This is a genomic window from Homoserinibacter sp. YIM 151385, assembly GCF_027912415.1.
Classification (GTDB): Bacteria; Actinomycetota; Actinomycetes; order Actinomycetales; family Microbacteriaceae; genus Schumannella.
This window is the reverse complement of the sequence record NZ_CP115175.1, coordinates 1,050,980-1,071,446: the sequence shown is the minus strand read 5'-3', so window position 1 is coordinate 1,071,446 and position 20,467 is coordinate 1,050,980. Positions and strand designations below refer to the sequence as shown.

Below are 20,467 nucleotides of genomic sequence, written 5' to 3'. Positions count from 1 at the left end.
GTGACCGCCGGGCCGGTCGCCGCCCGCCCCGGGCCCGGTGTCGGGCCCAGCCGCCGCCGGGCCGCGGGTCGCATCGCGGGCGCCGTCGGCCTCCGCGCGATCAGCTCCGTCGCCGTCCTCTGGGGCGCCGCGACGGCCGCGTTCCTCGCGCAGGCCGCGCTGCCGGGCGACCGCGCGACCGTCATCTTCAACATACGCGCCGGCCAGGCCATCGAGCGCACCCCCGAGGAGCTGGCGAGGATCAACGAGCAGTACGGCCTCCAGGATCCACTGCTCGTCCAGTACGGCCACTACCTCGGCGGCCTGCTCCGCGGGGACCTCGGCACCTCGTATCAGCAGTACCGGCCGGTCGCCGACATCATCGGCGAGCAGCTGCTCCCCACCCTCGCGCTCACGGCGGCGACGCTCGTGATCGCCTGGCTGCTCATGACCGTCTGGGTCGTGCTCACGGCCGGCCGCGGACGGGTGCTCCGCGCGCTCGGCTCCGCGGTGGATACGACCGCGGCAGGTCTCCCGCACTACTGGCTCGGCGTCATCCTGCTCCTCGTCTTCTCGCTCGGCCTCGGCTGGTTCCCGGTCATCGGCGGCAGCGGTCCGGAGGGCATCCTGCTCCCGGCGCTCACCCTCGCGATCCCGCTCGCCGGCTTCATGGGGCAGGCGACCCGCACCGAGTTCGAGCGCTCGCTCGAGCAGCCCTTCGCCCTCACCGCGCGGATGCGGGGGATGGGGGATGCGGGAGTCCGGCTCCGCCACGTGCTCCGGCACGCCTCCCTCCCGGCCGTCGCGCTCTCGGGATGGGCGCTCGGCGCGACCATCTCGGGTGCCGTCGTCGTCGAGACGGTGTTCTCGCGGGCCGGCATCGGCCGTGTGCTCGTGACCGCGGTGAACACGCAGGATCTCCCCGTCGTGACCGGCGTCGTCGTGCTCATCGCCGCGCTCTACCTCCTCGCGAACCTGCTCGTCGACCTCGCGACCCAGCTCATCGACCCCAGATTGCGCGGTGCCGCATGACCACCCAGGCCGCCCCTCCCGTCGCCCGCCGTGTCGCCTCCCGGCTGCGACGCATCGACCCCGGCTTCGTCGTCGCCGGCGCCGTGCTCGCGCTCTACGCGCTCGCGGCCGCCGCGCCGGGCGTGCTCGCGACCCACGACCCGACGGAGCTCGACTTCGCGGCGGCGCTCCAGGCGCCCTCGGGTGCGCACTGGCTCGGCACGGACGAATCCGGCCGCGACCTCTACAGCCGCATCGTGCACGGCACGCGCGAGTCGCTGCTCATCGGGGGCGGCGCGACGGCGCTCAGCATCTCGATCGCGCTCGTGCTCGGCAGCGCGGCGGCCCTCGCGCCGACGCCGATCGCGATCGTCGTCGACCGCCTCGTGGAGGTGCTCTTCGCCTTCCCGGCGCTCCTGCTCGCGCTGCTCCTCGTCGCGATCCTCGGGTCATCCGCCTGGACGCAGGTCGTCGCGGTCGGCATCGGCACGGCGCCCGGCTACGCCCGCATGATCCGAGGCCAGGTGCTCAGCGTCCGCCGCTCCGCCTACATCGAGGCGGCGACCGCCCTCGGGCACACGCCGTGGCGGATCCTCCGCGCCCACATCGCGCCGAACGCGATCCGGCCGCTCGTCGCGATCGTCATGCTCTCGATCGGGCAGTCGATCGTGTGGGCCTCCAGCCTCGCCTTCCTCGGCCTCGGCGTCGCGCCGCCCGCCTCCGAGTGGGGCGCGCTGCTCGACGCGGGCCGCCCCTACGTGACCCAGGCGGGCTGGCTCGTCGTCATCCCGGGCCTCGTCATCGTCGTGCTCGCGCTCACGACGACGACCCTCGGCTCCCACATCCAGCGCCTCATCGAGAAGGGCGAGCGATGACCGCCGTCGAGCTGCAGCTGCCGGAGCGCCTCCGTGCGGGCGGGGATGCCGTGTCGCCCCCGGCGCGCACCCTCGAGGTCGAGCACCTCGCGGTCGGGTTCCGACGGGAGGGCGGGGTGCGCCCCGTCGTCCAGGATGTCTCCTTCCGGCTGGAGCCGGGCCGCTGCCTCGCCATCGTCGGCGAGTCGGGATCGGGCAAGAGCGTCACCGCCCGCTCGCTCGTCGGGCTCACGGGCCAGGGCGCGGTCGTCGAGGCGGCGACGCTGCGCCTCGGCGACGAGGAGCTCCGCGGCCGCTCCGCCGCCGACTGGCGGCGCCTGCGCGGCGCGCACATCGGCTTCGTGCTGCAGGACGCGCTCGTCTCGCTCGACCCGCTGCGCCCGGTCGGGCGCGAGATCGACGAGGCGCTGCGCCTGCACGGCTGGGGCGGCCGCGCCGACCGGCGCCGCCGCGTGCTCGAGCTGCTCCGCAGCGTCGGCGTGCCGGAGCCCGAGGTGCGCGCCGGCCAGCGCCCCGACGAGCTCTCGGGGGGCCTGCGCCAGCGCGCGCTGATCGCCTCCGCGATCGCGCTCGACCCGGGCCTGCTCGTCGCCGACGAGCCGACGACGGCGCTCGACGTCACCGTCCAGGCGCAGGTGCTCGACCTCCTCGAGGCCGCGAAGGACCGCGGCACCTCGATCATCCTCATCAGCCACGACCTCTCGGTGGTCTCCCGACTCGCCGACGAGGTGCTCGTCATACGCGGCGGCGAGGTCGTCGAGCAGGGCGAGGCGGGGGCGGTGCTCGCCGATCCGCAGCATCCGTACACGCGCGCGCTCATCGCGGCGGTGCCGGGCGCGGCGACTCGGGGCGCGCGGCTCGTGCCGGCGTCCGGGGATGCGGCGTCGCCCGCCGAGCCCGCGGTCGCCCGGACGCGGTCGGGGGAGGCGGTCCTCGAGGCGCGCGGCCTCGTCAAGCGCTTCCGCCGCCGCGGCGGGAGCACGCAGCTCGCGGTCGCCGACGTCGGATTCGAGCTGCGACGAGGCGAGACGCTCGGCATCGTCGGCGAGTCCGGCTCCGGCAAGAGCACGACGGGGCGCATCGTCCTGGGGCTCGAGAGGCCGGACGCGGGGGAGGTGCGCCTCCTCGGCGAGGCCTGGACCGGCATCCCCGAGCGCCGCCGCCGTGCGCGCCGCCGCCGCATCACGACGGTCGTGCAGGACCCGCTGAGCTCCTTCGACCCGCGCTGGAATGTCGAGCGCATCCTCCTCGACGCCCTCCCGGCCGGCGGCGCGGCGCGAAGCCGGGAGGCCCGGGTCGACGAGCTGCTCGCCGCCGTCGGGCTCCCCGCCCAGGTCCGCCGGCGCTTCCCGCTGACGCTCTCCGGCGGGCAGCGGCAGCGCGTCGCGATCGCCCGCGCCCTCGCGCCGGAGCCCGAGATCATCGTCCTCGACGAGGCCGTCTCGGCGCTCGACGTGTCCATCCAGGCGCAGATCCTCGACCTCCTCGTCGACCTCCAGCGCGAGCGCGGGCTCGCCTACGTCTTCATCACCCACGACCTCGGCGTCGTCGCCCACCTCGCCGACCGCGTCCTCGTCATGCAGGGCGGCCGCGTCGTCGAGCAGGGCGACGTCGAGGACGTCTTCGAGCGACCGCAGGATCCGTACACGCGGGAGCTCATCGGATCCATCCCCGCCTTCGATCCGGGGGCCCGAGCGAGAGGAGCGCGGCCGTGAGCGAGCGTCCCGTGCTGCACTACAACGCCTTCGTCATGAACACGGCGTCGCACATCCACCACGGCCAGTGGCGGCGCGAGGACGCCGGGCAGGTCGACTTCGAGGATGTCGGCACCTGGATCCGGCTCGCCCGGCTCCTCGAGGACGCCCGCTTCGACGCCATGTTCTTCGCCGACGTGAGCGGGCTCTACGGCGACGCGGACGCCGATTTCGACGTCTACGTGCGGGAGGGGCTCCAGATACCGAGCAACGACCCGACCGTGCTCCTCGGCGCGCTCGCCGTGCAGACGAGCGAGATCGGGCTCGCGCTCACCTCGAACATCCTCCAGAACCACCCCTTCAATTTCGCGCGGCAGGTCTCGACGCTCGACCACATCTCGCGCGGCCGGGTCGCCTGGAACATCGTCACCGGCACCCAGGACAACGCCGCCCGCAACTTCGGCCTCACCCGTCTCCCCGAGCACGCCGAGCGCTACCGCTGGGCGGAGGAGTACGTGGATGTCGTCTACAAGCTGTGGGAGGGCTCCTGGGACGACGACGCGCTCCTCAAGGACCGCGCCGGCGGCCGGTACTCGGACCCGGACCGCATCCACAAGATCAACCACGTGGGGGAGCGGTACCGGGTCGAGGGGCCGCACCTGCCCTCGCCCTCGCCGCAGCGCACCCCGCTGCTCTACCAGGCGGGCTCCTCCTCCGACGGACGGCGCTTCGCCGCCCGCCACGCGGAGGCGACCTTCATCATCGCGCCGACCCCCGAGATCGCGCGGCAGCAGATCGCCGAGACGCGCGCGCTCGCGGTCGGCTTTGGGCGCCGAGCCGACGACCTGAAGTTCTTCCAGGGGCTCAGCTTCATCGTCGGCTCGACCGAGGAGGAGGCGCGGCGCAAGGCCGCCGAGGTCGAGGAGTGGGTGAGCGTCGACGGCTACTCGGCGCACGCCGCGATCGTCGACCAGCGCGGCCGGGTGTACCCGCCGGAGACCCCGCTGCGCGAGGTCGAGACGAACACGGCGCGCGGCTTCCTCGACTGGGCCTCGCGGGCCGTGCGCGACCGCGAGCCGCTCGTCGCCGATCTCGCCCTCCAGCGCTCGCGCGCGACGCGCGTCGTCGGGACCCCGGAGTCGATCGCCGACCAGATCGAGACCTGGCAGGATGCCGGGGTCGACGGCATCAACGTCATCAACTGGGTGATCCCCGGCTCCTTCGAGGAGTTCGCCTCGGAGGTGCTGCCGGAGCTGCGCCGCCGCGGCCTCGCGCAGGAGGAGTACGCGCCGGGTCCGCTGCGGCAGAAGCTGTTCGGCGACGCGCGGCTCAACGGGCGGCATCCCGCGGCACGCTACCGCGGCGCCTTCGGCCACGCCTCCTCGATCGACGAGGTCGTGCTCTCGCGCTGAGCCCTCGCGGCCGCGCCTCCGCGGGGCGGGCGGCTAGGCCTCGGCCGGCACCTCGACGAGCTCGCCCGCGGGGCGCGCGTGCACGAGCACGGGGTGGTGGTCGCTCGCGCCCTTGGGCAGGGTCGCGACGGACTCGATCATCATCGACATCGAGGTCACGAAGTCGAAGTGCCCCTTGATGTAGCGGTAGCGCTTGTAGGTGTGCGAGTCGCTGAAGCGCACCTCGTGACCGGAGGCGTCCATGTGCTTGAGGAGGCCGCCGCGGAACAGCGGGTAGTTGTAGTCGCCGACCATGATCATGGGCACGCCGGGCGCCCACTCGGCGAGGAAGGTGTGCGCCGCCTTGATCTGCCGCCGGCGCACCGAGTTCACGGTCGAGAGCGGGGCGGCGTGGAAGGACGCGACCACGACCTCCTCCTCGGTCTCGCGGTCGAGCACGCGGATGGCGAGCAGGCGCTCGTCGCCGGGCGACATGACGTAGTCGTGAATCGACTTCGGCAGCGACCAGACGGCGGTGTCGAGGCTGTCGAAGGCCGGCTCGCGGTAGTAGACGGCGAGGCCGAGGCGGTTGCGCTCGGTCGAGGCGCCGCGGTGGAGGTCGCCGATGACGGCCGGGAGCTTCGTCGTGTCGGCCTCCTGGAGGCAGAGCATGTCGATCGAGTGCTCGGCGACGAGGCTCTCGAGCTCGTGGGCGGCCTGGTTGTTCCAGAGGTTGTAGCTGCCGATGATCACGTGTTCGGGCTCCGGTTCGCGGCTCGGGGACGGTCGAGGGGGAACGCGTCTCGCGTCCCCGACCGGGTGCAGTGCTTCACCATCATGCCCTGGATCGCGTGACGAGCGTGTTTCCGGCTGGGAGTTCGGAGCGCGCGTGGAGGCCGGATCGGGTGGGCGCCGGCCGCGCTCCGCGGGAATGCCGGATCCGCGCGTCCCGTTAGGGTTCATGCAAACGCATAGGAGGCGCGCGATGACCGACCACAGCACCCTCGAGCTCGGGCTCGACACCTTCGGCGACGTGACCCACGACGCCGACGGGAACCGCATCCCCTACCCCGAGGTCATCCGCAATGTCGTCGAGCAGGCCGTCGCCGCCGACCGCCTCGGCGTCGACTTCATCGGCATCGGCGAGCACCACCGCGACGACTTCGCCGTCTCCGCCCCCGAGATCGTGCTCGCCGCGATCGCCGGGCAGACCGAGCGCATCAAGCTCGGCACCGCCGTGACCGTGCTCTCGAGCGACGACCCGGTGCGCGTCTTCGAGCGCTTCGCGACGCTGGATGCCGTCTCCGCAGGGCGCGCCGAGATCATCCTGGGCCGCGGCTCCTTCACCGAGTCCTTCCCGCTCTTCGGGTACCCGCTCGCGCAGTACGAGGAGCTCTTCGAGGAGAAGCTCGACCTCCTCGCCCGCCTGCTCGAGGAGGGCCCGGTCACCTGGGAGGGCCGCCTGCGCGCCCCCCTGAAGGACCAGGAGGTGTACCCGAAGACCGCGGGCGGCATCCGCACCTGGATCGGCGTCGGCGGCAGCCCCGAGTCGGTCGTGCGCGCCGCCCGCTACGGGATGCCGCTCATGCTCGCGATCATCGGCGGCGACCCCGCGCGCTTCAAGCCCTACGTCGATCTCTACGAGCGCGCCCTCGGTCAGCTCGAGCAGCCGAAGCTGCCCGTCGGGGTGCACTCGCCCGGCTTCGTCGCCGACAGCGACGAGGCGGCGCGCGAGCTGCTGTGGCCGGGCTGGAAGCTCATGCACGACCGCATCGGCGGCGAGCGCGGCTGGGGCCCGGCCTCCCGCGATCAGTTCGAGGGGGAGGCGGATGCCGGCTCGCTCTACGTGGGCAGCCCCGAGACGGTGGCGCAGCGGATCGCGAGCACCGTGCGCACGCTCGGCGTCGACCGCTTCGACATGAAGTACTCCAGCGGACCCCTCGCGCACGAGCACCTGCTGCACGGCGTCGAGCTGTACGGCGGGGTCGTGGTGCCGCGCGTGCGCGAGCTGCTGGCCGGCTGACGCCGCCCGACCGCCCGCGCGTCGGTCGAGGCGCGGAGCAGAGCGGTCTAGCGGAACAGCTTCCGGTCGAGGTAGTCGTTGCGCAGCTTGCCGCGCGGATCCCACTCGTCGGCGAGCGCGCGGAAGTCGTCGAGCCGCGGGTAGAGCCGATCCAGCTCGGTGGCGTGGTCGAGCTTGCCCCAGTGCGGTCGCGCGCCGAGCGGGAGCACGATCTCCTCGACCTCGCGGATGAGGCGGTCGACCTCGACCGGGTGGTGCTTCCACGTGAAGCCGATGCTGAGCACGTCGGCCTCGAAGGAGCTCGAGAGCCAGAGCCCCTCGGCGGCGACCGTCCGCAGCTCGGTCGCGTGGAGGTGCGGCTCGATCCGCTCGGCGATGCGCCGCAGCCCCTCGAGCGCCTCGACGGCGTGCGCCCGAGGCACCATGAACTCGCTCTGCAGCTCGTCGCCGTTCGACGGCGTGAAGCCGAGCCGGAAGTGCGGCAGCCGCTCGTGCCAGGGCCCCTCGGCGCCGAGCTCGGTGCCGCGGCCGTCGTCGACCCGGCTCGCGACGACACCGGCCGGACGCGCGCCGAGGACCTCGTCCGGCAGCGGCTCCGTGCTCTTCACCCAGAGCGTGCCGAGGTCCTCGCCCGTCCAGCGGGTGAAGACGCCGACCGAGTAGGCGAGGGCCATGAGCTCGTCGAGATGCTCGAGGAGCTGATCCCAGCTGAGGCCCTGGTAGTGCTGCTGCCGCATCCGGAAGGCGGGCACGAGGTCGAGCTCGACGCGCGTGACGACGCCGAGCGCGCCGAGCGAGACGACCGCGCCCTCGAAGCCGGGGTCGCCGCGCTCGATCCGGGCGAGCTCTCCGTCCGCGCGGACGAGCTCGAGCGCCGCGACGGGGGCGGCGAGGCTCGGCTGGGCGACGCCCGAGCCGTGGGTGCCGGTCGCGATGGACCCCGCGATGGAGATGTGCGGCAGGGAGGCGAGGTTCGCGAGCGCCCAGCCGCGCGCATCCAGCTCGGGGGCGAGCTCGCCGTAGCGGAGGCCGCCCGTCACGGCGACGGTGCGGCGCTCCTCGTCGAGCTCGACGAGCCGGGGGAGAGCGGACGTCTCGACGAGGTCGCCGCGCGTGTCGGCGATGGCCGAGAAGCTGTGCCGGCTGCCGAGGGGCCGGAGGCCGCGTGACGCCCGCACGATCGCCTGGAGCGCGGCCACGCTCTCCGGCCGGTGCAGCTCGCGCGCCGAGTACTCGAGATTGCGTCCCCAGTTGCGCCCGGCATCCATGCAGTCGAGCCTAGGCGGGGCGTCGATAGGATCGCCGGATGGATCGGGGGGCGCACCGCGGCGGCGGACGCCGCGGACGCCGGGGACCCGCGGGGGAGGACCGCTACCGGGAGCGCGTGATCGACGGCGCGCGCTACCTCACGAGCCGCCAGGAGCACGAGTCCCTCACGATCGTCGTCGAGCGCTTCCCCGCGCGGCGGGATGATCCGGCCGACGGCGACGACCCGGTCTTCGTCCTCGTGCACGGTCTCGGCGTCTCATCCCGCTACTTCCGTCCCCTCGCCGCCCAGCTCGCGCGCCGCGGCCGGGTCTTCGTGGTCGACCTGCCCGGCTACGGCCGCGCCCCCGACCCCCGGGGCCGGGTGTCGATCGCGGACCACGCCCGCGTGCTCGCCGGGATGCTCGTCGAGCTCGGCCTCGACCGCCCGGTGCTCGTGGGGCACTCGATGGGCGCGCAGGTGGTGGCGATGCTCGCGGCCGAGCACCCCGGCGTGACCGACCGCATCGTGCTCATGGCGCCCACCAACGAGCCCGGGCGGCGGCGCTTCTGGTCGGCGACGGCCCACCTCCTGCTCGACGCGCTGCGCGAGCCGCCGCGCGTCTTCGCGATCGCCGTCACGGACTACTTCCTGCGCTGCGGACCCGGCTACCTGCTCCGGCAGTCGGGGGTGATGCTCGCGGACCGCATCGAGGACCGCATGCCGGGGCTCGACGCGAAGGTGCTCGTGCTGTGCGGCGACCGCGACGCGATCGTCCGCGCGCCGTGGTCGCGCGCGCTGGCCGGGCTCGCCCCGGACGCGGCGTTCCAGGAGGTCGCGGGCGCCCACGTGGTCATGCACACTGATCCCGTGACGGTGGCCGAGCGGATCGCGGAGCACGCCTCCCGATGAGCCCCGAGCGGACACCGGGCGGGCTCCGGCACGCGGCGGCGCTCGCCGCCGACTACCGCTGGGCGCTGCAGATGCGGACGCGCAGCATCACGAGCCGTCCCGTGCCGCGCGACTGGGACGCGGGGGAGTCGGCGCCCGTCGTGCTCGTGCCGGGCGTCTACGAGACCTGGCACTTCCTCCGCGCGCTCGGCGACCGGCTCCACGCCGCCGGCCACCCCGTGCACACGGTGCCCGGGCTGGGGGTCAACGCCGCGCCCATCGTCGACTCGGCGCGCGTGCTCGCCGCGCGCCTCGAGGAGCTCGATGCGCACGGGGCGGTCCTCGTCGCGCACAGCAAGGGCGGCCTCATCGGCAAGCGGGTGCTCGCCGCCGAGCCCGCGGGTGCCCGGGTCGCGCGCCTCGTCGCGGTCGCGACGCCGTTCTCGGGCTCCGTACTCGCGCGCTGGACGATCCCGCGGCCCATGCGCGACTTCCGCACGGCGCACCCGGTGATCCTCGAGCTCGGGCGCTCGCGTGAGCCGAACCCGCGGATCGTGTCGATCGCGCCGAGCTTCGACCCCCACATCCCGAACGGCTCGCACCTGGAGGGCGCGCGCAACCTCGTACTGCCGGTCGTCGGGCACTTCGGGATCCTCCGGCATCCCGCGACGCTCGAAGCGGTCGCGCGGGCGGTGGACGAGGCCGACGGGGATGCCGCGGCGCCGCCCCAGCGCGGGACCCCGCCCGAGGGCTAGCGTGAGCGCATGGACCGCCGCGAGCGCCTCGTCGTCGCCGTCGCGGTGCTCGCCTCGGTGGTCCCCTTCCTCGACGGCACGGTCACGACGGTCGCGCTCCCCGCGATCGACCGCGAGCTCGGCGGCGGCCTCGCCGGCCAGCAGTGGGTCGTCGACGCCTATCTCGTGACGCTCGGCGCGCTCATCCTCGTCGCGGGCGCCGCGAGCGATGTGCTCGGCCGGATCCTCGTCCTGCGCGCGGGGCTCGTCGGCTTCGGCGCGACGAGCCTCGTCATCGCGCTCGCGCCGAGCATCGAGGTGCTCATCGTCGCCCGCGCGCTCCAGGGCGTCGCGGGCGCGCTCCTCGTGCCGAGCTCGCTCGCGCTCATCACCGCGAACTTCGCCGGGCCCGCACGCGGGCGCGCGATCGGGGTCTGGACGGGCATGACGAGCGGCGCCATGGTCCTCGGCCCGCTCGTCGGCGGCGTCTTCGTCGACCTGCTCTCCTGGCGGCTCGCCTTCCTCATCAACGTGCCGATCGCGGGGCTCGTGATCTGGCTGCTCGCGCGGCTCGGCCAGCGGGACGAGCGCCGGCCGGGCGCCCGGATCGACGCCCTCGGCGCCGTGCTGTGCACGCTCGGGCTCGGCGGGCCCGTCTTCGCGCTCATCGAGCAGGAGCGGCTCGGCTGGGCGCATCCCGGGGTCCTCGTCGCGCTCGCGGGCGGCGTCCTCGCCTTCGCGGGCTTCCTCCTGCGCCAGCGGACCGCGCCGCAGCCGATGATGCCGCTGTCCCTCTTCCGCGAGCGCGACTTCGCGGTCGGCAACATCGCGACGCTCTTCGTGTACGCGGCGCTCTCGCTCAACGGCTTCGCGCTCGGCGTCTACCTCCAGACGGGCGCCGGCCTCCCGGCGACGCTCGCGGGGCTCGCGAGCCTGCCCATCACGGTGATCATGATCCTCGGCAGCTCGCGGGTCGGCGCCCTCGCGGGCCGCATCGGGCCGCGCCCCTTCATGGCGGCGGGGCCGGTCGTGATGGCCGCGGGCTCGCTGCTGCTCCTGACCGTGGGCGAGCGCTTCGACTACTGGTGGCAGGTGCTCCCGGCGATGCTGCTCATCGGCGCGGGGCTCACCCTCACGGTCTCGCCGCTCACCTCCGCGATCCTCGGCGCCGTCGAGACGGACCGGAGCGGGATCGCGTCGGCCGTCAACAACGCCGTCTCGCGCGTCGCGGGCCTCGTCGTGATCGCCCTGCTCGGCATCATCGTGGGCGGGCAGCTCGATCTCGCGGGCTTCCAGCGCGCGGCGGTGGCGACGGCGGCGCTGCTCGCGGCGGGCGGCGTCGTCTCGCTGCTCGGGATCCGGTCACGGCCGCGCGCGGATCCGGCGGAGGATGCCGCCGCCGAGCGCGTCAGCCCCTGACGGGCCTCCCCTCCGCGTCACGCGAGGATGCGGCCCCCCGAGGCGAGCAGCATGGCGGTCGCGGCGAGGGCGGCGAGCACGACGAACGCGAAGGGCGCACGGGATGCCGGGGCGCGCGCGGCGAGGATCGGCACGGCGACCCCGCTCGCGAGCACGAGCGCGAGTCCGGCGATGAGGAGCGGCGAGGCGCCCGCTCCGAGCACGATGACGGCGGCGGCCGCCGCGAGCTGTGCGCCCGTGAGCGCGGTCGTGGCGCGCCGCCCGAGCCGCTGCGGCAGGCCGCGCACGCCGGCCGCGGCATCCGCCTCCAGATCGGGCAGGACGTTCGCGAAGTGCGCCGCTCCGCCGAGGAGCGCACTCGCGGCGACCGCCCACCAGGCGGGGAGCGCGGGCGGCTGGATGCTGAGCGCCGCGATCGCGGGCAGCGCGCCGAAGCCGGCGAGGTAGGCGGCGTGCGACAGGGGCGTGCGCTTGAGCCCGGCGTCGTAGGCGAGTCCCGCGCCGAGGAGCACCGCGTTCGCGAGCCACGCGCCCCCGCCGAGGGGTGCGGCGAGGAGGAGCGAGGCGGCGGCCGTCGCGAGCGCCGCGGCGCGCACGGTGCGCACCGGCACGTCGCCGCGGGCGGCCGGCTTGTCGCGACGGCCGGCCGCGCGATCCTCCTCGGCGTCGAGCCAGTCGTTGGCGAGCCCGATCGCGAGCTGCCCCGCGAGCACGGCCGCGCCGAGCGCGGCGAGCCGCCAGGGCTCGAGTCCGAGCGCCGCGCCGAGGAGCACGGCGATCGCGGTCACGGCGGCGGTCGGCAGGGGATGCGAGGACCCGAGGAGCAGGAGGAGGGTCCGCGGCATGGGCCCAAGGCTACGGACCCGCGTTCCGCGACGCACCGGGAGCCGATGCGTTTCGATGGACTCGCTCGGCGCTAGCCTGGATCCGATGGCTCCCGAACCCGCTTCCGACTCGCTCGCCGGCATCCTGCCCGGCCGGTGGTCCGTCAAGGCGACGAACTTCCCCATGTGGCTGGGCGGCGCGCACACGGACCCGGTCTTCGAGTACTCGATCGTGCGCGAGGAGCCGCTCGTCCTCGCGGACACGGTGCACTACACCGATCATCGTCGTGGACCTCGCACGGTCGTCGGCACCGACCGCCTCCGCGGCTCGCAGTTCGTCTGGCGCGGCCGCGGCCTCCTCCGCCTCGTCTCCAGCCGCTGGAGCGTCGCAGGATCCGAGGGCGACGCGATCGCGATCCGCTTCGAGCGCTCGGCGCTGACGCCCGCCGGCGTCGACGTGCTGCTGCGCGAGGGCGCCGAGTCGCCCGAGCTGCGCACCTGGGTCGCGGAGGATCCGAGCCGCCTCGGCCTCGAGTTCGGCGAGTTCGCGAGCCTCACCTGGCTCGACCACACGCCCGCCCACTGACGCGGGCGCCCGGGCGAGGCTAGCCTGTCCGGGTGAGCCGCCGGTCGAGCCGTCCCGTCCGCGCGCTCGGCGCCGCCGGGCTCGCGGTGCTCCTGCTCGTCGGCTGCACCTCGGCGCCGGCCGCCGAGCCGGACTACGACTGGGATCCGCCGGCGAAGCTCGTCGTCGACCCGCTCGAGCGCTGGGTCGAGGCGCGGCTGGACGCGATGACCTTCGAGGAGCAGGTCGCGAGCCTCGTCGTCCTCCATGTCGCCGGCACCGAGCCGGGTCCCCTCCGCGCCCGACTCGAGGCGAGCGGCGCGGGCGGCGTGATCGTCATGGGCGACAACGTGCCGGCCTCGGGCGGCGCGCGGGCGCTCGGCCGCACGGTCGAGGCGCTCACGGTCGATCCCGCGGCGCCGCCGCTCGTGCTCGTCGACCAGGAGGGCGGGATCGTGCGGCGCGTCCCGGGCGACGACGGCCCCGCGGCGCCGGAGCTGCGCGCGGCGCCGCCCGCCGCGAGCGCGCGCGCCTACGCGGCCCGCGCCCGGCTCGTCGCCCGGGCGGGCATCGACGTCAACCTCGGCATCGTCGCGGACGTGACCGCGGATCCGGGCTCCTTCATCCGCGACCGGGTCCTCGGCGGGGATGCGGCGACCGCGGCCCCGCGCGTCGCCGCAGCCGTCGAGGGGGAGCGCGGGACCGTGCTCTCGACGCTCAAGCACTTCCCCGGGCACGGGGCGACCGCCGAGGACTCGCATGTCGGCATCCCGAGCTCGACGATGGCGGCCGACCGCTGGCGCGCGACGCAGGCGCCGCCCTTCGAGGCCGGCATCGAGGCGGGCGCCGAGCTCGTGATGACGGGGCATCTCGCCTTCCCGCGCATCGCCCCGGAGCCGGCCTCCCTCTCGCCCGAGTGGCACCGCATCCTGCGCGAGGAGCTCGGCTTCCGCGGGATCGTCGTGACCGACGACCTCACGATGCTCGAGAGCTCGGGGGTCGCCGCCTACCGCGATGCCGAGCGCAACGGCGTCGCCGCCCTCGCGGCCGGCGCGGACCTGCTCCTCTACGTCGGGGCGGTGGACGTCGACGAGCTCGCGGCCCGCGCGGCCCGGGCCGTCGAGGACGGCGAGCTCGACGCCCGTGCGATCGAGTCCTCCGCCCGCCGGGTGCTGCTCGCCCGGCAGGGCGCGTCGGAGCTGGGCCTCCCGCGCACCTGCGACGCGCTCTGCCGCGACGCCCTCGGCTGAGCGCGAGCGACGGCCGCGCGGCTCAGTCGTCGAGCGTCGGGAGCTGGAGCCCGCCGGGACCCTCGAGCACGGGCGCCCCGGCGGTCGGCGCGAGCTCGCGGCCCGCGGCCTGCGCGCTCGCGGGGGAGAGCGACAGGATGCCGAGCATCGAGATGATCGCGACCCCGATCGCGGTGCCGATGCTGAGCCCGCCGCGGAGCGGGGTGAGCCGCGATCTCCGCTGGAGCACGATGGCCGTCATGGCGACGGCCACGAGCGCCGTGACGCCGAGCGCGAGGATCATCGCGACGGCGAGGCCGGATTCGACCGCGGCGGACTCAGCTGGCATTGCCGAGCGTCCTCTCAGGGTAAGGAACGACTCGCGGGATGCGGGGGACATCCCGGTGTCCGCACTCGGGGGGGGGGGGGGGTGAGGGCGGACCTGAGCGAAGCTAACACCCGGCGCGAGAACGCCGCAAGTGGACCGCACGGTCCGCGCGTCGCGGGCGGACGGCGCGGACGAGCTCGGACCCCGAGCGCGCTCAGACGTCGAAGGTGAGCGCCGCCGGGGGCGTCGCGATGACGAGTCGAAGCCCGACGTCGAAGCTCTCGAGCTCGCGGAATCGGCCCCAGCGACGGTCGAACTCGCCGGAGGCGAGGTCGGCGCCGAGCTCGCGCTCGAAGCGCGCGACGACCTCCGGCTCGACGAAGGTCCACGCCGACATCGAGGCGCGGCGCACGGCGGGGTCGAGGACGCGCTCGGGGCGCGCGAAGAAGGACTGGCCGAAGCCGTCGACGCAGTCGGCCGGCACGGGGATCGTCTCGATCTCGACGTCGTCGCCGGGGAACGCGGCGCGCAGCCGCTCCATGCTCGGCATCCGGCGCCCCTCGACCTCGAAGATCTCGGGGACGTAGGCCGGCATCCACCACTCCTCGGGGATGACGGGGTCGAAGGTGAGCAGCACGACCGGGCCGCGGGTGACGCGGCGCATCTCCTGCAGGCCCTTCTCGAGCTCGGGCCACTGGTGGATGGTCACGCTCGCCATGCTCGCGTCGAAGACGTCGGCGTCGAAGGGGAGGGCCTGCGCGGTCGCGTCGATCGCGGGCACGCGGGTCGGCGGGCGCTCGGCGCGCATCGAGGCGGAGGGCTCGACGGCCGTCACCTCGAGGCCGACGGGCTCGTAGCTGCCGCCGCCCGCGCCGACGTTGAGCACGCGGCGCGCCGAGCCGAGCGCGGCCCACACCCGCTGCTCGATGCGAGGGTCGGCCCGCCGGATGCTCGCGTAGCCCTTGCCGATGGTGCCGTAGTCGGCGTCGCCCGCGGAGCCGTCTTGGAATCGAGTCACGATGTCGAGGCTATGGGGCGCCGGGGCCGTGTTACGACCCGGCGGGACCGTGGTCGGCACGCGGCGCGTCACCCGGCTCCGGCTCGCGGAGGAGACCGAGGTCGACGAGCTGGTCGTGGATGCCGGCCCCGTCGGGCGCGTAGATCCACGGCGTCTCGGCCGTCGAGCGGTCCTCCGACTTCGAGCGGCCGCCCGCGAAGACCGCCTCGCTCGCCGTGAGCTGCCGGATCGCGACCGCGGCCACGCTCTCCGGGTGCTCGCGCAGGAAGTCGGCGTAGAGCTCCTCGTCGTGCTGCCCGTCGTCGCCGACGAGCATCCAGCGGATGCCCGGGAACTCGGCGGCGAGCCGGCGCAGCGCCGTGCGCTTGTGCTCCGGCCCGGACCGGAACCAGCGGTCGTGCGTCGGCCCCCAGTCGGTGAGGAGCAGCGCGCCGGCGGGATAGAGGTTGCGCCGCAGGAAGCGGGTGAGCGCGGGCGCCACGTTCCATGCGCCCGTCGAGAGGTAGACGACGGCGGAGCCCGGCGACTGCCGGAGCACCCGGTCGTAGAGGACCGCCATGCCGGCGACGGGTCGCCGCGCGTGCTCGTTGAGGACGAAGCTGTTCCAGGCCGCGAGGAAGGGGCGGGGGAGCGCGGTCACCATGACCGTGTCGTCGATGTCGGAGACGAGGCCGGTGTGCACGCTCGCGGGGACGATGTCGATGCGCGCCGTGACGGGCGCGACCGCGTCGTCCGCGATGTCGAGCTCCACCTCGTTCCAGCCGGCCGGCATCCGCAGCTCGACCCGGCCGTCGACGACGCCGCCGCGGTCCGAGCGCACCGTGCGCACCGCATCCCCGTGCCGCACCTGGACCTCGACGTCGGAGACCGGGATGGAGAGGAAGCTGCGGAAGCCGCGGATGTTCGTGAAACGCCCGTCGGCGGGGCGGTCGGGAGGGAGCAGGATGACGCGGGCGAGCACACGCGCCCAGTCCTCGCCGCCGTAGCCGGCGAAGGGCACGATCGTCGGGATGAGCCCGCGCCGCCGACCACGCCGCTCCCGGAAGCGGTGGAAGCGGTCCTCGAGGCGGGCCGCGAAGTGGGGAACCTGGATGCGGGGCTCGCTGCGCGCTGTCCTCCGGGCCATGCGTCCAGTGTGTCATGAGCATCCGTTGCACGTTTTCCGACGTTCCGAGCGCTAAACTTTGCTCGGATCAGCCCAGAGGAGAACCCCCGTGACCGACACGAAGACCGCACAGCGCGCCGCGGCTGCGACGCTCATCCGCAACGAGCCAGTCCAGGCCCGGAGCACCGCGCGACTCGCGGCGCTGCTCGACGCCGCGGCGGAGGTCGTCGACGAGATCGGCTACGAGCGCCTCACGACCGCCATGGTGGCGGACCGCGCCGGCGCCTCGATCGGCACCGTCTACCGCTACTTCCCCGACCGCATCGCGGTGCTCCACGCGCTCGCGGCACGCCATGCGGAGCGCACCACCTCCCGTGTCCTCGAGGAGCTCCGCTCCGAGGCTCACGCCGACTGGGCCGCCGGCCTCAGCTCGGCCTTCGAGATCTTCGTCGAGGCCTTCCGCCACGAGCCCGGCTTCGCCTCGCTCCGCCTCGGCGACACCCTCGACCTCCGTCCGCGCGAGGAGCGCCCCGCCTACTCGGTCCTCGCCGACCAGCTCTTCGACGGCCTCGTCGAGCGCTACGGCGTCGACGGCGGCGACGAGGCCCGTGCGGCCTTCGAGTCGGCGCTCGTCATGTCCGACGCGATCGCGGCGCACGCCTTCCTCGCCGACCCGAAGGGCAGCGAGGTCGCCCTCCGCCACGGGCAGGCGGCGACGCTCGCGCTCCTCTCGCCGTACTGGGGCAACCCCCTCGCCTGACCGGCGCACCGGATCCTCGCGAAGCGCCGCCGAGCCCTCGGGCCGGCGGCGCTTCCGCGTTCCCGGGGCCGGCGCCGTCCTGTGCGCGGCCTGGGAGTGACACCGTCACGCGACGTCTCGTGTCGGAGGCTCCGAATAGGGTTGTGACCACCCCGCTCCGAGGCGCGGGCGACGATCCCCGACCCCCGCGAGGAGACCCCCAGCGATGATCGAGTTCCGGAACGTCTCCAAGCGCTTCCCCGACGGCACCCTCGCGGTCGACGACTTCTCGGTCGTCATGCCCTCGCGGCAGACCACCGTGCTCGTCGGGTCCTCCGGCTCCGGCAAGACGACGCTGCTGCGCATGATCAACCGCATGGTGGATGCGACGAGCGGCGAGGTCGAGATCGACGGCGAGAACGTCTCCGACGTCCCGCCCGTCAAGCTGCGCCGCTCCATCGGCTACGTCATGCAGAACTCGGGGCTCCTCCCGCACCGCAAGGTCGTCGACAACATCGCGACGGTCCCGCTGCTCAACGGCGTCCCGAAGAAGGACGCGCGCGCCCGGGCGCTCGAGCTCATGGATGTCGTGGGGCTCGACCGCGCGATGGCCGGCCGATACCCGAACCAGCTGTCGGGCGGGCAGCAGCAGCGCGTCGGCGTGGCCCGCGGTCTCGCGGTCGACCCCAACATCCTCCTCATGGACGAGCCCTTCGGCGCCGTCGACCCGATCGTCCGCGCCGAGCTGCAGCGCGAGACCCTGCGCCTCCAGCGCGAGCTCGACAAGACGATCGTCTTCGTGACGCACGACATCGACGAGGCCTTCCTCCTCGGCGACCAGATCGTGATCCTCGGCAAGGGCGGCGTGATCGAGCAGCGCGGCACGCCGGAGGAGATCCTCGCCCGCCCCGCGAACGACTTCGTCGCCGAGTTCGTCGGCGCCGACCGCGGCAAGCGCCGCCTCGCGGTGCGGGATGTCGACGGCCGTCGCATCGTCGTCGACGAGGACGGACGGCCCGCCGGGATCCTCGAGGAGTCCGCGTGAGCTGGACGCTGAACAACCTCGACCTCATCCTGTCGCTCTCGCTCGACCATCTCCGGCTCGCGGTCCCGCCGATCCTGCTCGGCTTCCTCATCGCCATCCCGCTCGGCTGGGTCGCCTGGCGCTTCAAGCTCACGCGCGGACTCATCCTGACCCTCACGGGACTCCTCTACACGATCCCCTCGATCGCGCTCATCGTCGCGCTGCCGGCGCTCGCGGGCACCGATCCGCTGTCCGAGAGCAACCTCCTCGTGGCGCTCACGATCTATGCGGTCGCGATCATGTCGCGCTCGGTCGCGGACGCGCTGTTCTCGGTCGACCCCGGTGTCCGCCAGTCCGCGACGGCGATGGGCTACAGCGACTGGCGGCGCTTCTGGGGCGTCGAGTTCCCGCTCGCCGGGCCCGTGCTCCTCGCGGGCCTCCGCGTCGTCGCCGTCTCGACCGTCGCGCTCGTCACGGTCGGGGCGCTGGTCGGCATCGACAGCCTCGGCTACCTCTTCACCAACGGCTTCCAGCGGCGCATCCTCGAGGAGATCTTCGCCGGCGTCGTGACGACGATGCTCATCGCGCTCGTGCTCGACGGCCTGCTCGTCCTCCTCGGACGGCTCGTCATGCCATGGACCCGCGCCGCGAGCCGCACCGCGCGCCGCCGCGTCCGACAGCAGGCGGTGACCGCATGAACCTGTTCCTCGAGGCCTTCGCCTGGCTCACCGACCCCGCCCGCTGGGGCGACGGCCGCTTCAGCATCCCGAACGCCTTCGTCGACTACCTCTTCTACACCTTCGTCTCGGTGCTCATCGCGGCCCTCATCGCGATCCCGCTCGGCTACCTCATCGGGCACACCGGTCGCGGCCGCGAGCTCGCCGTCGGGATCTCGGGTGCGGCGCGCGCCCTGCCGTCCTTCGGGCTCATCCTGCTGCTCGTGCTCATGCTCGGGGTCACCCGCACGGCGATCGGCGCGGTCACGGCCTTCGTGATCCTCGCGATCCCGTCGATCCTCGCGGGCGCCTACGCGGGCATCGAGGCCGTCGACCGGCGGACCGTGGATGCGGCGCGTGCCGTCGGCATGACGGAGTGGCAGATCCTGTGGAAGGTCGAGGTGCCGCTCGGGCTCCCGCTGCTCGTCGGCGGCCTGCGCAGCGCGGTGCTGCAGGTGGTCGCGACGGTCGCGCTCGCGGGCTTCGTCAACCTCGGCGGCTTCGGCTACTACATCATCCAGGGGCTGCAGCTGCGCAGCTACGACCAGATCCTCGCGGGCGCGCTCCTCATCATCGTGCTCGCCCTCGTGCTCGACGCGATCTTCGGCATCGTCGCCAAGATCGTCGAGCCGCGCGGCCTCGCGGCCCCCAAGAAGCTCCGCACCCGGGCGACCCGCCCGAGCGCGACGGCGGATCCCGCCACCTAGAGAATGAGGAACACGATGCTCACAGCACGGAACAAGGGCCGGCTCGCCATCACGGCTGCCGCGGTCGGGGCGGCATTGGCCCTGTCAGGGTGCGCTCAGGGCGACCCGCTCGACAGCGGATCGGACGGCGGCGAGACCGAGGCGATCGTCATCGGCTCGCAGGCCTACTACTCGAACGAGATCATCGCCGAGATCTACGCGCAGGCGCTCGAGGACGGCGGCTACGAGGTCGAGCGCAAGTTCAACATCGGCCAGCGCGAGGCGTACATGCCCTCCATCGAGGACGGCTCGATCGACCTGTTCCCGGAGTACACGGGCAGCGTCGTGCGCTACTTCGACGAGGACGCCGAGGCGACGCTCCCGGACGAGGTCTACACCGAGCTCGAGGGCGTGCTGCCGGAGGGCATCACGCCGCTCGAGTACTCGGAGGCGGCCGACAAGGACGCGTACAACGTGACCGCGGCCTACGCCGAGGAGCACGGGCTCGTCGCGATCCCCGACCTCGAGAAGGTCGGCGGCACGATCCGCGTCGGCGGCGCCCCCGAGCTCGAGGAGCGCACCTACGGCCCCTCGCGTCTCGCCGAGGAGTACGGGATCGACGTCCAGTTCGAGCCGACCGCCGACACCACGGTCGAGTCGCTCGCCGAGGGCGCGATCGACGTCGCGAACGTCTACACGGCCGACCCGAGCATCGCGATCAACGACTTCGTGACGCTCGAGGACCCGGACGGCCTCATCCCGGCCGCGAACGTCGTGCCGCTCGCGAGCGACAAGCTCGACGCGGACGCCATCGCGATCATCGACGCGATCAGCGCCGAGATGGACACCGAGCAGCTCGTCGCGCTCAACGTGCAGAGCGTGCAGGACCAGGAGTCGCCGGACGCGATCGCGACGGCCTGGCTGACGGAGCACGGCCTGCTGGGCTGATCGGGGTCGGCTGCTCCCAGCC

General features: G+C 73.9%; 21 protein-coding genes. 15 read left to right on the top strand and 6 right to left on the bottom strand.

Annotation, left to right across the window (positions count from 1 at the left end):
• The 4 genes from OF852_RS05160 to OF852_RS05145 are packed head-to-tail and all read left to right on the top strand — an operon-like array spanning position 1 to position 4,971.
• The gene (locus OF852_RS05160; RefSeq protein WP_271120734.1) at positions 1–1,011 is read left to right on the top strand and encodes an ABC transporter permease; all 1,011 of its coding nucleotides are present in this window, start codon (positions 1–3) and stop codon (positions 1,009–1,011) included.
• Positions 1,008–1,865, top strand: coding sequence for an ABC transporter permease (locus OF852_RS05155; protein ID WP_271120733.1), 858 nt, complete (start codon positions 1,008–1,010; stop codon positions 1,863–1,865). Before OF852_RS05160 ends, OF852_RS05155 begins: the two co-directional genes overlap by 4 nt.
• On the top strand, positions 1,862–3,580 hold the full coding sequence (locus OF852_RS05150) for a dipeptide ABC transporter ATP-binding protein (protein ID WP_271120732.1): 1,719 nt from the start codon (positions 1,862–1,864) through the stop codon (positions 3,578–3,580). The genes OF852_RS05155 and OF852_RS05150 overlap by 4 nt, the downstream gene beginning before the upstream one ends.
• A gap of 35 nt (positions 3,581–3,615) precedes the next feature.
• Entirely contained in the window at positions 3,616–4,971 is a 1,356-nt protein-coding gene (locus OF852_RS05145) for an LLM class flavin-dependent oxidoreductase (RefSeq protein ID WP_271121117.1), read from the top strand.
• Positions 4,972–5,004: 33 nt separating this feature from the next.
• Here the strand turns inward: OF852_RS05145 and OF852_RS05140 are convergent, their stop codons facing one another.
• Positions 5,005–5,703, bottom strand: a complete 699-nt coding sequence (locus OF852_RS05140; RefSeq protein WP_271120731.1) for an endonuclease/exonuclease/phosphatase family protein — start codon at positions 5,701–5,703, stop codon at positions 5,005–5,007.
• A gap of 232 nt (positions 5,704–5,935) precedes the next feature.
• Here OF852_RS05140 and OF852_RS05135 point away from each other — a divergent pair, with 232 nt between their 5' ends.
• Positions 5,936–6,973: an LLM class flavin-dependent oxidoreductase gene (locus OF852_RS05135; RefSeq protein WP_271120730.1), complete on the top strand. Its 1,038-nt coding sequence runs from the start codon at positions 5,936–5,938 to the stop codon at positions 6,971–6,973.
• 47 nt (positions 6,974–7,020) lie between these two features.
• Here OF852_RS05135 and OF852_RS05130 read toward each other — a convergent pair whose 3' ends face one another.
• Complete coding sequence (locus OF852_RS05130) at positions 7,021–8,241, bottom strand: D-arabinono-1,4-lactone oxidase (RefSeq protein WP_271120729.1); 1,221 nt, start codon at positions 8,239–8,241, stop codon at positions 7,021–7,023.
• Positions 8,242–8,279: 38 nt separating this feature from the next.
• Here OF852_RS05130 and OF852_RS05125 point away from each other — a divergent pair, with 38 nt between their 5' ends.
• Genes OF852_RS05125 through OF852_RS05115 form a run of 3 tightly spaced genes read left to right on the top strand, consistent with a single transcriptional unit; the run spans position 8,280 to position 11,263 of the window.
• Positions 8,280–9,131 carry an alpha/beta fold hydrolase gene (locus OF852_RS05125; protein WP_271120728.1) on the top strand — a complete coding sequence of 284 codons (852 nt, stop codon included), beginning with the start codon at positions 8,280–8,282 and terminating at the stop codon, positions 9,129–9,131.
• Positions 9,128–9,865 (top strand): esterase/lipase family protein, encoded by a 738-nt coding sequence (locus tag OF852_RS05120; protein WP_271120727.1) that lies wholly within the window; start codon positions 9,128–9,130, stop codon positions 9,863–9,865. Before OF852_RS05125 ends, OF852_RS05120 begins: the two co-directional genes overlap by 4 nt.
• A gap of 9 nt (positions 9,866–9,874) precedes the next feature.
• On the top strand, positions 9,875–11,263 hold the full coding sequence (locus OF852_RS05115) for an MFS transporter (RefSeq protein ID WP_271120726.1): 1,389 nt from the start codon (positions 9,875–9,877) through the stop codon (positions 11,261–11,263).
• Between the two features lie 17 nt (positions 11,264–11,280).
• Here the strand turns inward: OF852_RS05115 and OF852_RS05110 are convergent, their stop codons facing one another.
• On the bottom strand, positions 11,281–12,108 hold the full coding sequence (locus OF852_RS05110; protein ID WP_271120725.1) for a UbiA family prenyltransferase: 828 nt from the start codon (positions 12,106–12,108) through the stop codon (positions 11,281–11,283).
• An 85-nt stretch (positions 12,109–12,193) separates the two neighbouring features.
• Between OF852_RS05110 and OF852_RS05105 the strand changes: the two genes are divergently transcribed.
• Positions 12,194–12,673, top strand: a complete 480-nt coding sequence (locus tag OF852_RS05105; protein ID WP_271120724.1) for a hypothetical protein — start codon at positions 12,194–12,196, stop codon at positions 12,671–12,673.
• Between the two features lie 32 nt (positions 12,674–12,705).
• Positions 12,706–13,902 (top strand): glycoside hydrolase family 3 N-terminal domain-containing protein, encoded by a 1,197-nt coding sequence (locus OF852_RS05100; RefSeq protein ID WP_271120723.1) that lies wholly within the window; start codon positions 12,706–12,708, stop codon positions 13,900–13,902.
• A 22-nt stretch (positions 13,903–13,924) separates the two neighbouring features.
• Here OF852_RS05100 and OF852_RS05095 read toward each other — a convergent pair whose 3' ends face one another.
• From OF852_RS05095 to OF852_RS05085, 3 genes are all read right to left on the bottom strand, one after another.
• Positions 13,925–14,230 carry a hypothetical protein gene (locus OF852_RS05095; protein ID WP_271120722.1) on the bottom strand — a complete coding sequence of 102 codons (306 nt, stop codon included), beginning with the start codon at positions 14,228–14,230 and terminating at the stop codon, positions 13,925–13,927.
• A gap of 193 nt (positions 14,231–14,423) precedes the next feature.
• On the bottom strand, positions 14,424–15,227 hold the full coding sequence (locus tag OF852_RS05090; RefSeq protein WP_271120721.1) for a class I SAM-dependent methyltransferase: 804 nt from the start codon (positions 15,225–15,227) through the stop codon (positions 14,424–14,426).
• Positions 15,228–15,258: 31 nt separating this feature from the next.
• Positions 15,259–16,353 (bottom strand): App1 family protein, encoded by a 1,095-nt coding sequence (locus OF852_RS05085; protein ID WP_271120720.1) that lies wholly within the window; start codon positions 16,351–16,353, stop codon positions 15,259–15,261.
• A gap of 88 nt (positions 16,354–16,441) precedes the next feature.
• On the opposite strand from OF852_RS05085, the gene OF852_RS05080 reads away from it, so the two are divergent.
• The 5 genes from OF852_RS05080 (at position 16,442) to OF852_RS05060 (ending at position 20,445) form a co-directional block, all read left to right on the top strand.
• Positions 16,442–17,092, top strand: coding sequence for a TetR/AcrR family transcriptional regulator (locus OF852_RS05080; protein WP_271120719.1), 651 nt, complete (start codon positions 16,442–16,444; stop codon positions 17,090–17,092).
• Between the two features lie 205 nt (positions 17,093–17,297).
• The gene (locus OF852_RS05075; protein WP_271120718.1) at positions 17,298–18,116 is read left to right on the top strand and encodes an ABC transporter ATP-binding protein; all 819 of its coding nucleotides are present in this window, start codon (positions 17,298–17,300) and stop codon (positions 18,114–18,116) included.
• Positions 18,113–18,793 (top strand): ABC transporter permease, encoded by a 681-nt coding sequence (locus OF852_RS05070; RefSeq protein ID WP_271120717.1) that lies wholly within the window; start codon positions 18,113–18,115, stop codon positions 18,791–18,793. The genes OF852_RS05075 and OF852_RS05070 overlap by 4 nt, the downstream gene beginning before the upstream one ends.
• Positions 18,790–19,518 carry an ABC transporter permease gene (locus OF852_RS05065; RefSeq protein WP_271120716.1) on the top strand — a complete coding sequence of 243 codons (729 nt, stop codon included), beginning with the start codon at positions 18,790–18,792 and terminating at the stop codon, positions 19,516–19,518. Before OF852_RS05070 ends, OF852_RS05065 begins: the two co-directional genes overlap by 4 nt.
• Before the next feature lie 15 nt (positions 19,519–19,533).
• A complete protein-coding gene (locus OF852_RS05060; RefSeq protein ID WP_271120715.1) occupies positions 19,534–20,445 on the top strand; it encodes an ABC transporter substrate-binding protein in 912 nt (303 codons plus the stop codon).
• Positions 20,446–20,467 lie beyond the last annotated feature (22 nt).